The sequence below is a fragment of the Pantoea sp. R13S299 genome, from assembly GCF_048515925.1.
In the GTDB taxonomy this organism is placed as follows: domain Bacteria; phylum Pseudomonadota; class Gammaproteobacteria; order Enterobacterales; family Enterobacteriaceae; genus Pantoea.
The window spans coordinates 137,693-150,910 of record NZ_JBLYEF010000003.1 but is presented as its reverse complement, the minus strand read 5'-3'; the positions used below and the strand labels follow the sequence as shown (position 1 = coordinate 150,910).

Annotated in this window: 10 protein-coding genes and 1 pseudogene; 7 read left to right on the top strand and 4 right to left on the bottom strand. The window is 54.3% G+C overall.

What is annotated here, in order from left to right; genetic code table 11:
- Positions 1-353: 353 nt before the first annotated feature.
- The 3 genes from ACN1CO_RS15100 to ACN1CO_RS15090 all read left to right on the top strand — a co-directional run bounded on the left by ACN1CO_RS15100 (position 354) and on the right by ACN1CO_RS15090 (position 2,317).
- Positions 354-1,562 (top strand): aldose 1-epimerase family protein, encoded by a 1,209-nt coding sequence (locus tag ACN1CO_RS15100; protein ID WP_419139982.1) that lies wholly within the window; start codon positions 354-356, stop codon positions 1,560-1,562.
- A 180-nt stretch (positions 1,563-1,742) separates the two neighbouring features.
- Positions 1,743-2,003 (top strand): type II toxin-antitoxin system ParD family antitoxin, encoded by a 261-nt coding sequence (locus tag ACN1CO_RS15095; protein ID WP_419139636.1) that lies wholly within the window; start codon positions 1,743-1,745, stop codon positions 2,001-2,003.
- Entirely contained in the window at positions 2,003-2,317 is a 315-nt protein-coding gene (locus ACN1CO_RS15090) for a type II toxin-antitoxin system RelE/ParE family toxin (RefSeq protein WP_419139635.1), read from the top strand. Before ACN1CO_RS15095 ends, ACN1CO_RS15090 begins: the two co-directional genes overlap by 1 nt.
- A gap of 331 nt (positions 2,318-2,648) precedes the next feature.
- On the opposite strand, the gene ACN1CO_RS15085 is transcribed toward ACN1CO_RS15090, so the two are convergent.
- Together ACN1CO_RS15085 and ACN1CO_RS15080 are read right to left on the bottom strand one after the other, a co-directional pair.
- Positions 2,649-3,044 (bottom strand): DUF4440 domain-containing protein, encoded by a 396-nt coding sequence (locus tag ACN1CO_RS15085; protein WP_419139634.1) that lies wholly within the window; start codon positions 3,042-3,044, stop codon positions 2,649-2,651.
- Positions 3,044-4,420 carry an MFS transporter gene (locus ACN1CO_RS15080; protein WP_419139633.1) on the bottom strand — a complete coding sequence of 459 codons (1,377 nt, stop codon included), beginning with the start codon at positions 4,418-4,420 and terminating at the stop codon, positions 3,044-3,046. The genes ACN1CO_RS15085 and ACN1CO_RS15080 overlap by 1 nt, the downstream gene beginning before the upstream one ends.
- 125 nt (positions 4,421-4,545) lie before the next feature.
- Here ACN1CO_RS15080 and ACN1CO_RS15075 point away from each other — a divergent pair, with 125 nt between their 5' ends.
- From ACN1CO_RS15075 to ACN1CO_RS15065, 3 genes and pseudogenes are all read left to right on the top strand, one after another.
- Positions 4,546-5,457, top strand: a complete 912-nt coding sequence (locus ACN1CO_RS15075) for a LysR family transcriptional regulator (protein ID WP_419139632.1) — start codon at positions 4,546-4,548, stop codon at positions 5,455-5,457.
- A 362-nt stretch (positions 5,458-5,819) separates the two neighbouring features.
- Positions 5,820-6,590 carry an ABC transporter substrate-binding protein gene (locus tag ACN1CO_RS15070; RefSeq protein WP_419139631.1) on the top strand — a complete coding sequence of 257 codons (771 nt, stop codon included), beginning with the start codon at positions 5,820-5,822 and terminating at the stop codon, positions 6,588-6,590.
- Positions 6,591-6,627: 37 nt separating this feature from the next.
- Positions 6,628-7,700: pseudogene (locus tag ACN1CO_RS15065) on the top strand (DUF2817 domain-containing protein).
- A 2-nt stretch (positions 7,701-7,702) separates the two neighbouring features.
- On the opposite strand, the gene ACN1CO_RS15060 reads toward ACN1CO_RS15065, so the two are convergent.
- Positions 7,703-8,476, bottom strand: coding sequence for a 2OG-Fe(II) oxygenase (locus ACN1CO_RS15060; RefSeq protein ID WP_419139630.1), 774 nt, complete (start codon positions 8,474-8,476; stop codon positions 7,703-7,705).
- Positions 8,477-8,575: 99 nt separating this feature from the next.
- Between ACN1CO_RS15060 and ACN1CO_RS15055 the strand changes: the two genes are divergently transcribed.
- Complete coding sequence (locus ACN1CO_RS15055) at positions 8,576-9,481, top strand: LysR substrate-binding domain-containing protein (protein WP_419139629.1); 906 nt, start codon at positions 8,576-8,578, stop codon at positions 9,479-9,481.
- Positions 9,482-9,552: 71 nt separating this feature from the next.
- Here ACN1CO_RS15055 and uca read toward each other — a convergent pair whose 3' ends face one another.
- The gene (uca, locus tag ACN1CO_RS15050) at positions 9,553-13,158 is read right to left on the bottom strand and encodes an urea carboxylase (RefSeq protein WP_419139628.1); all 3,606 of its coding nucleotides are present in this window, start codon (positions 13,156-13,158) and stop codon (positions 9,553-9,555) included.
- Positions 13,159-13,218: the final 60 nt, after the last annotated feature.

Genomic DNA, 13,218 nt, shown 5'->3' with positions numbered 1-13,218 from the left:
CCATTGACGAACAGACGGGGTTGTCTGACGTCTCTGATAAAAGGTTCGTTCAAAAATGGAAAAAGTTGCGCGGTTTTGAAATTATTTTACGGTTTTTTTCTGGCGCGTTATCAGCCGGTTAAATTTCCGCCTGTCTCATTGCTGGCTGAATCGAATAAGGCTTATGCCTTTTCGTCTGACATAATCAGTCGTGATTATTCTTTGCATGTCGTTTTCTATGTGACTTAACTCTCAATAATGCCGCTAAAAAGCGCCGATTTATCGTCAGGTGAGCATCGTCACGTTTCTGTTGAGCCTCAACCAGTAAATTCCGCTTATGGAATGAAAAAACGATTCAGCAAATGGGGTAAATGATGAATATTAAACTGGCGTTAACGGTATTGGCAGTTCTGGTTTCAGGTTCCGCAGCGGCGAAAACCTGGGTGCTGACGAGTGCTGAACAGGGCACAGAGCAGGGAAACTGGCAGATTTCCAGCAGTCAGCTGAAGTTCCAGGGCAAGCCGTTCAGCATCGAGCAAAAAGTCCTGCATGGCGGCAAGCAGGAAGGCAGTAAAATCATCACCATCCACAGTCAGGATGGCCTGACCATCACGCTTAGCCCGACCCGCGGCATGAACCTGCTGCGCGTTGAAGGTTTTGGTACGCGTATGGGCTGGGATTCACCGGTCAAAGAGGTGGTCAATCCTGCTTACATCAACCTGGAAAGCCGCAACGGTCTGGGCTGGCTGGACGGCTTCAACGAGATGATGGTGCGTTGCGGTTACGAATGGACCGGTCATCCGGTGACCGATCAGGGCCGAATCTATACGCTGCACGGTAAAGCGGGTAACACGCCGGTTTCACAACTGGAAGTAGAAGTGGCCGATGCCGCACCGCATGAGATTCGCATTCGCGGTCTGATTAAAGAGAGCACCTTTAAGAAAACCGATTTGCAGACCATGACCGAACTGCGCTACGTGCCGGGCAGCAACAGTTTCAGCCTGCATGATGTGTTAACCAACCACGGTGACTATCCGCACGATTACCAGATCATCTATCACAGCAACTTTGGCAAACCTATTCTGGAAGAGGGCGCGCGCTTCCTGGCCCCGATGTCTGGCATCAGCCCGTTCAATGACTACGCGAAAGCCGGATTAAAGGACTGGCAGACCTACAAAGGTCCGACCAAAGACTTTGATGAGATGGTGTTTAACATCAAACCGCTTTCCGACAGTAACCATCAGACCGTCGCTGCCGTGATAAACAAAGCCGGAAACAGCGGTGCGTCGATTCAGTTCGATACCCGTCAGCTCCCGATGCTGACCTTATGGAAAAACACCGACACTCTGAAACAGGGTTACGTGACCGGCATCGAACCAGGCACCAGCTATGCCTATCCGGTCACCATTGAACGCGAGCAAAAGCGCGTGAAGCAACTGGAACCGGGCGCCAGTACGGCCTTTGATCTGACGTACACTTTGCTGCACAGCAGCGAGCAGGTTAATGACGTTGAGAAACGCATTAAGGGCATTCAGGGTGAGACGAAGATTGATGTGAGCGAGACGCCGATAGCGAAAGAGTAACTGGCCTAAAAACCCCGGCATTTTCGGGGTTTTTGCTTTACATTTCAGACAGTTTTCTGTTTCTTTTCTACGATAAACAGACAAAGCATTAGCGGATCATTAAGCTGAAAGTTGATGGAGAAGAGTAACTCTGAAATACTAACAGTTATTAACTGATAGTAATTCTGACGGAGAGAAATTATGCCTACCAGCGTAGCACTCAGTCCTTATTTCGAAGCTTTCATCCGTGAACAGATTGAAAGCGGGCGATATAACAACACCAGTGAAGTGATCCGTGCGGGACTCAGGGCTCTGGAAGAGCGGGAGCAGCAGATGAAACTTGATGCTCTGCAAAAAGCGGTCAATGCAGGTATAAACAGCGGCGAGAGCAAAAACGCGGAAGAGGTTTTTGGACGGCTGTCGCAAAAATATCGGCGGCAGGCCGAAGGTGGTAAATCATAATGAAACTGGGTATATCGCCTCTGGCAGAACAGGATATAGAGTCGATCGGTGACTATATCGCTCAGGATAACCCGGTGCGTGCGGTGAGTTTCACGGAAGAACTATACCAGCAGTGTCTGCTGATAGCAGAATCGCCGGTTATCTATAAAGAAAGACCTGAGCTTGGACAAAGCGTCAGAACTTGTGCTTACGGGCGCTATCTCATTGTGTTCAGGGTGCTGGACACGGAAGTCCGTGTAGAGAGGCTCCTTCATGGTTCGCGGGATATCATCACAATGTTCTCTGAGCAGGAAACGCCGAAAAGCCCTCTGTGAGCGGAGTAAAGGCTATTCCAGAAAGATATGGAAATGCCTGAGAGGTATAATCATGCAGACTAGTTGCAATATATACTCGGTGTTTTAAGTAAAAAGCCGAAAGGGGGAGTTTATTAAGTTACTGGGTTCGATCCTGGTATCTTATTTAACATAAGATAGATTATGCGCACCCAAAGATCAGAGGCCAGACAGAGGTTAACCTTCTAATCAAACCTCATCTGGCTTCTGCACGCAACCTGCCGGTGACACTTAGACACAGCTTCTGGTGCTGAGTCTTGCACACCAACGCTCCCGACTCGTCGCGTCTCTACGCACTACGAATCTGCAGCATCTATGACTGAGGTAACGAAGTCTCATGCAGATGACGCCACATCACGTTGCCAGCATCATTTACCTCGAACACCACCGTAGAAAACCGCAGCGTGGCGCTTTGTCCTGGAAGTTGCTGACTCTCTTTGTAAACTACCGTGGCATTTCGTTCACTCTCAGCAACAATCTGCATATCGCAGATATCAATATCTAAGCCAGGACGTACCCCTCGCTGAGTGCGGAAAAATGTGTTTAATGCAGTGAAATCCAGCATGGTACCGCCTGGTGTCACCATGGAATATGCAGGACTAAAACGCGCGAGAAGCTCCTCGCAAACGTCATCATGTGCATCTTTATGGCCCAGCCAGCTGCGAATCAATTCATGGGCGTCCAGAACTTCCTTAAAATGACGATTCATTATTGCTCCTTATTAAGCACAGAGATAACTTGCTGATTTGAAATGCGTAAACAGCACAAAACCGGAATCACCGCGCTGCATGCCGCTATAACAAAACAGAGGTGGTATGCGTGTTCTTTTGCTATGCCGGTATCTGCAATCAGGTTGAATAGCAGGCTGACCAGCGTAACGCCGAGACAAAAACTAAGCTGGCGATTGATATTCCACAGTGCGCTGGCATCGGCAAGTTGGTTATCGGCGATCTGAATAAAAGCAGAACTCTGAGCCGTGCTGCTACACAGACTGCCGCCAAACCCCATAAAGGCGAAAGCCATTACACAGAGAATGATGTCCTCTGTCTGGCCAGTTAGCGCCAGCAGGCCAATACCCACTGCCTGCACAAGGCAGCCGGTTATAAATAGCGGGCGTGGTCCCATGCGGTTGAACTTCTTGCCTGTCAGGCTGATTGCAGCAAAGGATGCCAGAGCCCAGGGCAGCATGAGCGCGCCAACATAACTTGCGGACATACTTAATTGATTTTGCAGATAAAGCACAGTGAGCAGACTGACGCCGGTAAACACACCGGGGATAAACTGATAAATCAGCATTGCGGTTTGTAAGAGCGGATCTTTGACCAGATGCAGGTTAATCAGTGGCTGGTTTTTTCGAAGCGCGTCCCACACATAGCCCACCAGAGTGATAACCCCCGCCAGCAGCATCCACGCTCCCTGATAAAGCCGGTCAGTATCGCCCATCCAGGTCAGTCCCAGAAGGATCAGCGTGAGCGCAGCACAACCGCTGATCAAACCTGCCAGGTCCAGCGGCTCGGATGAGTTCGCCGGACTGTCAGCCTTGAGCCAGCACCCTGCCAGCACCAATGCCCCAACCGCGAGTGGCAGGCTCACGAGAAACACCCAGCGCCAGCTAAGGTTCTGAACCAGTATTCCACCCACAGCGGGCGATAAGGCGGGAGCCAGTAATGCAATTAACATCACCACTGACGATAACTTCGCACGCTCATTGCTCCTGTATAAGGCATAGGTCATCGTCTGGCCGATGGGGATCAATAGTCCGCCACCGATGCCCTGTATCCAGCGCCACGTAATGAGCTGAGTAACCGACGTTGATGCACCCACACCACAGGTGCCCACAATGAAAATAAGCAGTGAAAGTATGAACAGGCGTTTTGCGCCCATGCGCCTCACCAGCCAGCCACTGAGCGGTATGACCAGCGTCAGTCCTAAGATGTAACCATTACTGATCCATGCCAGCCGGGTAACGGGCGCATCAAACTGTCTGCCAATTTCGGGGTAAGCCACATTGGCGATAAACATGTTTACTAAATCAATAAAAAATCCCAGTAAATAAACACTGGCTACGCGCACTCGATAGGTCATTTTTGTTCCTGGCAGTTCAGCATCAGGCGCGCAGTATAAGGACTTAAATTGTCAGGATAAATTCACTTACCGTTGTTACACTGTCAAAAATATTTTGACAGTAAGCGGTCAGTTAAGGGTTCATTATGATCAATATGCAACGATTGGGTATCTTCGTGGCGGTAGTCGAAGCAGGCAGTTTTACCGGTGCAGCTCAGACGCTCGGATTAACTAAAGCCGTTGTGAGTTTTAATATTAAACAGCTGGAAGAGGAGCTGGGTGTCTCGCTGCTCATCAGAAGCACCAGACGCGTTTCAGCCACGGATACGGGTGAAAGATTTTATCATCGCTGCCTGCAACTGCTTCAGGATGCCGAGAGCGCTTTAGAGGATGTGCGAAGTGATCACTCAGGATTAAGCGGCTCACTCAGGATTACAACCACTCTGGAATATGGCGCTCGTGTGATCGTCCCTGCCCTGGCGGACTTTGCAGTAAAACATCCGCAGTTAAGCATCCATCACGTGTCGTCATCAAAAAACGATGATCTGATTGCCGGCCGCTTTGATGTGGCGATACGACTTGGCCATCTTGCCGATTCCAGTCACCACGCCCGCCTCATTGATCAATTTGATATTTTCGCGGTCGCTGCACCCTGCTATCTCAACACCCTGAAAGCGGCCTCTATCAGTGATCTTTCACAACTCGCGTCAGCAAAATGGATTGCGCATAGCCGATTATCGACACCGCTCAGCTGGCAGGTGACCACGCCTGAGGGCGAATCTGTTCTGATGAGCGCAATCAAGCCCGCCATGGTCACGGCTGACAGTGCGTCCTCATTGCTGGCTTTTGCTTTAGCCGGTTCTGGGGTGGCCATTCTCCCCGTCTGGCTGGTGCAGGATGAGATTGAGAAAGGAGGGTTAGTCCGCTTGCTGCCCGATCATCAATTTCCCCGACAGGGAATTTATGCGCTTTATCCTAATACCCGTCATGTGCCAGAAAAAGTGCGGGCGTTTATAGATTTCCTGCATGATCGTTTATCGATCGCTAACAGAATATAAGTTCATATTATTCTGATGAGGTGGAAATGGATTTATTTAAGCTGGTTGCATTTTTCTGAAATGCATATTTAGTTTCGGGAAGAAAAATATTTAATGCCTGATTTTTGCAATCCTTTTAAATCCAGATGCATTGCTTAATCATGCTGCCCCGGCTCCAGCCCCTGCCCTGAAACACTCTCCGCATCTCTCCCCGGGTTTCAGTATTAAGCAAAATTTAACGCCGCATAAATAATTCGCACAGCCCCTTAATAACATAAGATTTTACTCTGGCAGAACACGGTTTATTCGCTGGCAGGAAAACAGGCCGCATGTTATTAAATTTGAATGTCGTGCTTAAATTCACCTGCCTTCGGGAAATAAATATGAAAAAAAGCTTATCTATTGCGTTACTGTTTTCGCTTACTGCGTTTGCTCAGGGTGCACTGGCGCAGCAGACGCTGCGCTTTGGCGTTGATCCTACGTTCCCGCCGTTTGAATCTAAGGCAGCTGATGGCACATTGCAGGGTTTTGATATCGATATTGGCAATGCCATCTGCGCTCAGGCAAAGGTGAAGTGTCAGTGGGTGCAGATGGGTTTTGATAGCAGCATCCCTGCCCTTCAGGCGAAGAAATTTGATGCCATTCTGTCTGCGATGTCGATGACCGATAAGCGCCGTCAGCAGGTGGCGTTCAGCGATATGTTGTACAACACGCCAAGTGCCCTGCTGGCACCGGCTGACAGCAAACTGACGACCGACGTGGCCTCATTGCGCGGTAAGACCATTGGTGTGGCTCAGGGCACCATCCAGGAAACCTACGCCAAAACCAAATGGGAGTCGCAGGGCGTTAAAATCGTCTCTTATCCTAACCAGATGGAAGTCTATCCGGATCTGGTCGCCGGGCGTCTTGATGGCAGCCTGGCGAATGCGGTCTCCGCTGAACAGGGCTTCCTGACCACACCTGAAGGCAAGCCGTACGCCATCAAAGGCACACTGGTGGATAAAGTGATCTTTGGTGATGGTGTGGGTATCGCATTACGCAAAGGCGATGAGGCAAACCTGAAGATGATCAACACGGCGCTGGCTGAGATTCACAAAAATGGCACTTATGACCAGCTGACGAAAAAGTACTTTAAATTCAAGGTTTATCCCTGATTATTTCTGTGCGAAGAATTGCAGGAGTCTGAAGCTTATGGCATTGCCCGACTACCGCGCTCAGCGCGAACGCTTTCTGGCCGCTGCGGAGCGCAAAGGTGCTGAGATAACCTCGTATCGGCATCCTTTGTCTGGTCCTCAGGGTGAAGCGCTGTATACGGATGTGGCACGTTCAGGGCCAGTCAGCGCATCGCGTCTGATGCTGCTCGTCTCCGGCACGCATGGCGTCGAAGGCTATTACGGTTCGGATTGTCAGATCGCCTGGCTCGATTCGCTGGATGAAAAAGCCTTACCGGCTGACACCGCCCTGCTGCTGGTTCATCTGCTCAATCCCTGGGGCGCGGCGCATTTACGGCGCGTGAACGAAGATAACATCGACCTCAACCGTAACTTTATCGACTTCAGCCAGCCGGTTCCTGCTAACCCGGATTATGTGCAGTGGCACGGTATTTATCATGGTGACCGTGCCAGCGCGGATCGGCAACTGACTGAGGCGCTGGAGAACGCAGGCTGGCAGGCAATGAAACGTGTGGTGGAAGCCGGACAGTATACGTTTGCGGATGGTTTTTTCTTCGGCGGGCATCAGCCCAGTTGGTCACATCAAACGATGAAAACGATCATCGAACAGCATCTCTCGGTTGCGAAAACCATTATCAGCTTCGACCTGCATACCGGAGCCGGCGCGTGGGGCATCCGATGCTGCTCTCTATCGCAGAGCAGCGTTATCCGGCCCATGAGTGGGGCAAAGCCATTTACAGCGAATGGTTGACGTTGTTGTTTACAGGAACCGGACGTGACAGCGTAACGGGCGTGACTGCAACCGCGACGGGATATCTCTCGCAATTTCTGCTGACGTCGCTGGCGGACACCCAAATATTGCCGTTGGTCGTGGAGTGTGGGACTTACGAGGGACAGGATATGCATCAGCGGGTCCGTGAAGATCACTGGCTGCATCTCTATGGCGATCCGGCCAGTGCGGCTGGCCAGACGTCAAAGCAGCAACTGGTCGAGGGATTCTGGCCCGAAGATGCGGACTGGCGTGCGTTAGTGGCTTTCCGCACGCAGCAAATCTTTCAGCGTGGCTGGCGTGCCCTTGCAGACACGCCCTGAATTTATAGTTTGCCGTAAAAGGTCATGCGGGCGGTTTCTGACAGCGCGATATCCGGCTGAGTATTGTAAGCCAGCACGGCCAGCATCCGGGTGACCTCGCCTTCAGTCGGGGTCACACGATGCAGGGAATTTCGGCCGCGAAACAGCACCAGATCTCCGGCATCAATCTCCAGCGCGTCAACCGGCTGACGCTCGTCCAGCACTGCTTCGACGCCTGCAAAGTTCATCTCGCCGGCATCAGCATCCCGCAGATCTTTCACATACTGAAACACCCCGCCCGCCAGCGGTTTTTGTACCAGCAAAGTGATAGCAAAGGAGGAATTGTCGAAGTGCCAGCCCAGCTCCTGTCCGTGCGGCGCATAGTGCAGGTTGATCGACGAAAGCGGGTCCGCGTAGGGATAGAGCGCTTTCTCACCCAGTACATCGCACAGGAAACGCTGGAACAGATCGTCATTATAAAGCTGGCGCAGCGGCGAATCGGCAGCGATCACATCATCTGTGATACAGCCTTTGGTGCTGAGCACATCCCGATTACGCGGGTGATCGGCAGGGAACGCGTCATCAGGCTTCATCAGATAGACATTGTGTTTGCTGCGGGTGTGATACGCCAGATGACGCTGCGCATTGCCCTCTTCAATGATCGCATCCAGAGCATGAGGTTTTAAAAACTGACGCAGTACCAGCGCGCCGGACTGATTTAACTGCTCACGACAGCGCTGACGCCAGTCATGATCGGCCAGCGGATGATGATCGAGACGAACAAGGGAACCAGACATAGCAACAATTCTCACGATGGGCAGGTGTGATGTTACTCTACCTGTCGCCTGCCACGCTGCGTAACGATAAAAACTTACTGCCCTGATAAGGAAGAGTTAATGCCTGTCCAGTTGCCCCGCTTGCCAAAAATCAGCGTCATACAGTCCTTTAAAGTGGCCGCCGAACTGGGCAGCCTGGCAAAAGCCGCCGCCCAGCTGGCCTTAACCCCGGCGGCAGTCAGTCAGCAGATTCGCCAGCTGGAGGAGCAACTCGGCAGCGCCCTGTTTCTGCGCACCCAAAGCGGTGTGATGCTGACCGAAACCGGTAAAGAGTATCTGCGCTACGTCACCGAGGCCTTTGATATTCTGCACCTTGGCCAGCAAAACATCCGCCATGCGGCCAGCGCGCCAAAACTCACGGTTTACGCATTACCGGCGCTGGCGTCTAAATGGCTGTTGCCCCGGCTGGCGAGCTGGCGCGACCATTGCCCGGATATCGATCTCTCGTTACACGGCACGCATTCTCAGGTTGATTTCACCGCGATGCCTGCCGATTTTGTGATTTGTTTTGGTGAAGATCGTTACCCGCAGTTAGACAAGCTGAAGCTGTTTCATGATGACGTGCTGCCGGTAGCCAGCCCGGCTCTGCTGCAACGCTTCACACCGGAAACGAGCTTAAGCCAGGCTCCGCTAATCCACCTCGACTGGGGTAATGAAGGCCGGTTCCTGCCGGACTGGCAAAGCTGGTTTCAGGCCAAAGGCATGGATGAACCCCTGCCGCAGCCCGCATTCAGCTTTAACCTGACCTCGCTGGCGATTGATGCGGCGGTTGCGGGTGTGGGACTGCTGCTGGGACAGCGACGCCTTATCGCACCAGAACTGGCGCGTGGCGATCTGGTGGTAGTGGATGATCTTTGCCTGCCGCTGAGCAAGCCCTACTTCCTGGCCTGGCCGCAACGTACGCTGAGCCAGCCTGGCAGTGAGGCGATGATCGGCTGGTTAAGTGAGCTGGGCGCGAGCTGCTAATAGCCCGCACCCGGTTCTCAGCCAATGGGCGCAGCGTCAGACTTTCACTGCCCCATCAGCCCTGAACATCCTCATGCATTATCCTCAACAATCACCGCCACGCGTTGACCGGCACGGACTGCGCTGCCTGGCTGCACGCTGACCTGCTGAATAATGCCGTCGCACGGAGCCAGAAGCGGGATCTCCATCTTCATCGACTCCAGCACCACCAGGATATCGCCTTCCCGCACCCGGCTGCCTGCGGTCACCTGCACCTGCCACAAGTTGCCGGAAACCGGACTTTCAACGCCCTGCTCGCCCGGCTGCAGCGGCGCATCGCCGCCTTCATCCGCCACACTTTCCTGACTGTCGAAATGCGCCTGGCCGCTGGCTATCCAGCGGTCACGTTCAGCATTGAACGAGGTTTGCTGATGATGCCGAAACTCGCCGATACTCTCCGCTTCACGAACGAGGAAATCCTGGTATTCCGCCAGCCGCAGTGTGCTGTGCTCAATGCGCAGCGGATAGCGACCGAGTGGAAAATCGCGGCGAATCTGTAACAGTTCCTCCGCTGAAACCGGATAAAAACGGATCTGATCGAAAAAGCGCAGCAGCCAGGGTTTTCCGCCAAAATCGGCCACTTCGTGATAGCGATTCCACATCTGCAGCGTGCGACCCACAAACTGATAACCGCCTGGCCCCTCCATGCCATAGACACACAGATAAGCGCCGCCGATGCCCACCGAGTTTTCCGCCGTCCAGGTGCGGGCCGGATTATATTTCGTCGTCACCAGCCGATGGCGGGGATCCAGCGGCGTGGCGACCGGCGCACCGAGATAGACATCGCCCAATCCCATGACCAGATAGCTGGCCTCAAACACGGTGTTCCAGACGGCCTGCTCATCCGGCAGATCGTTTATCCGGCGGATAAACTCAAGATTACTCGGGCACCACGGCGCATCCGGACGCACGGTGGTCATATATTTTTCGATGGCCTTCTGACAGGCCGGATCGTCCCACGAGAGCGGCAGATGCACCACGCGTGTGGGCACCTGCAGGTCATCACTCATGCAGACCGTCTCCCACTCACCGCGCACCCACGCCAGCAGCACGTCAAGCGTCACGGTTTCTGGCTGGAAGTGGATTTGCAGCGAGCGGATCCCCGGCGTGATATCAATAATGCCGTTGCGGGATTGCGCTTCCAGCGCCTGCATTAATGCGTGAATGCGAAAACGCAGCACCAGATCCAGCTCCGGCTCGCCTGCTTCCAGCAGCAGATGGGTATCGCCCGAGAGACGCGCGAGAAGGCGTTTATCCGCTTCGCCGCAGGTCATCACGATGGGCGAAGTCAGCGGCGCAGGCTGCCACTCAGTCCCCTGTGGCTGGAGTGTATTCAGCTCGCTGCGTCTGCTCTCTGCCAGTCGCCGAGCCGTCGGGATATCCACCGCCACAAACTGCACTTTGTCACCGGCTTTGAGCTGGCCCAGTTGCCAGAGATCGGCCTCGATGACCGTCACCGGGCAGACAAACCCGCCAAGGCTCGGCCCATCCGGTCCCAGGATCACTGGCATATCGCCGGTAAAATCGACCGCGCCGATGGCGTAAGGGTTGTCATGAATATTCGAAGGATGCAGTCCCGCTTCGCCGCCGCTGTCACGGGTCCAGATGGGCTTTGGCCCAACCAGACGCACGCCAGTGCGGCTGGAGTTGAAGTGCACTTCCCACTCTGTGGTAAAGAATGTCGCAATATAGTCCGGCGCAAAGAATTCCGGCGCACCGTGGGGACCATAAATCACGCGCAACATGCGGATTTTGGCGAGGTTTGTGCGCAGTGCTGCGGGTAGTTCTGTTCCGGCTGCGCTCGCGGCCTGCGGAGCGAGATGCAGCACATCACCGCTGCGCAGCGCGCGTCCGGCGTGTCCGCCAAACTGGCCGAGCGTAAAGGTACTTTTACTGCCTAAATAGTCCGGCAACTGGATGCCGCCACTCAGGCAGAGATAACTTCTGACGCCCGCGCCAATCATCGCGCCCAGCTTTAGCGTTGCTCCCGCCGGAATGGTAAACACAGCGTCCATCGCCTGTTCAGCGCCATCCAGCGTGACACTCAGCGGCGCGCCACAGATCACTGCCTGAATTTCAGTGTTAAATTTCAGGGTGGGTCCGTTGAGGGTGATCTCCAGCGCGGCGTCACCCTCTGCATTGCCCAGCAGACGGTTACCGAGACGCAGGGCGCGGTCATCCATCGGCCCTGACGGCGGCACACCGACCGCCCAGTATCCCAGACGTCCAGGGTAATCCTGAACGCTGGTCTGGGTTCCGGCAATCAGCACCTCAACCGTTGCCGCCTGATAGCCGAGCTGCTCCAGGCAGCGGGTCCAGGGTTCGCCAGCGGTAAAAGGCGCAAAGGCTAAGATCTGCAACAGATAGAGACGGTTAGTTTCAACGCCATAGAGGCGGGTTTCCGCCAGTGCCTGTGCCAGGGTGGCGATGGCTTCATCGCGTGTGGAACTGAAGGCAATCGCTTTTGCCAGCATCGGGTCAAAGAATGGCGGGACTTCACATCCCGCTTCCACCCAGCGGTCAATGCGCAGGTTTTTACCGTCGGCCGCCGGAAAATGGACCTCGGTTAACAGTCCGGGTGAAGGCTGGAACTGCCGACCCGGATCTTCCGCATAGATGCGCGCCTGCACGGCATGGCCCTGCGGATTCAGCATGGCGGCTAACGTGGTAAGCGCGGGGAGATCGCCTGCCGCCAGCTCAATCATCCACTGCACCAGATCTACGCCCCAGACCTGCTCCGTCACGCCATGTTCAACCTGCAGACGGGTATTCACTTCGAGGAAATAGAACTGTTGCGCCGTACTGTCATAAACAAATTCCACCGTTCCGGCACTGCGATAGTTCACCGCTTTTCCCAGAGCGATAGCCGCTGCGCACAGTGCGTCGGCCATGCCTGCTGGCAGATTCGGCGCAGGCGTCTCTTCGATCACTTTCTGATTACGTCGCTGAATCGAGCAGTCGCGGACACCCAGTGCGATAACCTCGCCCTTCCCGTCACCGAAAATCTGCACTTCGAGATGACGGGCGCGTTCGATGTATTTTTCGAGAAACACCCCGGCGTCGCTGAAGTTGTTCTGACCCAGGCGCTGCACGGTTTCAAACGCGTCCGACAACTCCTGCGCGTCAAGACAGACGCGCATTCCGATGCCGCCGCCGCCCGCCGTGCTCTTGAGCATCACCGGAAAGCCAACGCTCTCTGCGGCGCTTTGCGCTTCGCTGACATCGGCCAGCAGCTCACTGCCTTCCAGCAATGGCACCCCTCTGGCTTTCGCCAGCGCGCGGGCCGTGTGCTTCAGGCCAAAGGTCCGTAACTGCTGAGGTGTGGGTCCGACAAAAACAAGACCGGCAGCCTCGCACGCCTCGGCAAAGGCCGCGTTTTCAGAAAGAAAGCCGTAACCGGGATGGATCGCTTTCGCCCCGCTCTCCAGCGCGGCGGCGATGATTTTTTCGGTCACCAGATAGGTCTGGGCGGCCGGACCCTCACCCAGGCTCAGCGCTACATCCGCCTCACGGATATGTAAACTGCTCAGGTCGGCTTCAGAATAAACAGCGACGCCTTTCACCTGCATGGCACGCAGCGTGCGCAGGATGCGACAGGCGATCGCGCCGCGATTGGCAATCAGTAAGGTATCAAACATAAGCGAATTCTCAGGGATGCGGGCCGTCCCGCAAAATTCGATATTCCCTGGGGCCGTCCC

What these genes read in the sequence shown, in the direction of transcription:
- ACN1CO_RS15095 (WP_419139636.1), top strand. Translation starts at nt 1,743, where the DNA reads ATGCCTACCAGCGTAGCACTCAGTCCTTATTTCGAAGCTTTCATCCGT.
- ACN1CO_RS15085 (WP_419139634.1), bottom strand. Translation starts at nt 3,044, where the DNA reads ATGAATCGTCATTTTAAGGAAGTTCTGGACGCCCATGAATTGATTCGC.
- ACN1CO_RS15075 (WP_419139632.1), top strand. Translation starts at nt 4,546, where the DNA reads ATGATCAATATGCAACGATTGGGTATCTTCGTGGCGGTAGTCGAAGCA.
- ACN1CO_RS15055 (WP_419139629.1), top strand. Translation starts at nt 8,576, where the DNA reads ATGCCTGTCCAGTTGCCCCGCTTGCCAAAAATCAGCGTCATACAGTCC.
- ACN1CO_RS15080 (WP_419139633.1), bottom strand. Translation starts at nt 4,420, where the DNA reads ATGACCTATCGAGTGCGCGTAGCCAGTGTTTATTTACTGGGATTTTTT.
- ACN1CO_RS15100 (WP_419139982.1), top strand. Translation starts at nt 354, where the DNA reads ATGAATATTAAACTGGCGTTAACGGTATTGGCAGTTCTGGTTTCAGGT.
- ACN1CO_RS15060 (WP_419139630.1), bottom strand. Translation starts at nt 8,476, where the DNA reads ATGTCTGGTTCCCTTGTTCGTCTCGATCATCATCCGCTGGCCGATCAT.
- uca (WP_419139628.1), bottom strand. Translation starts at nt 13,158, where the DNA reads ATGTTTGATACCTTACTGATTGCCAATCGCGGCGCGATCGCCTGTCGC.
- ACN1CO_RS15090 (WP_419139635.1), top strand. Translation starts at nt 2,003, where the DNA reads ATGAAACTGGGTATATCGCCTCTGGCAGAACAGGATATAGAGTCGATC.
- ACN1CO_RS15070 (WP_419139631.1), top strand. Translation starts at nt 5,820, where the DNA reads ATGAAAAAAAGCTTATCTATTGCGTTACTGTTTTCGCTTACTGCGTTT.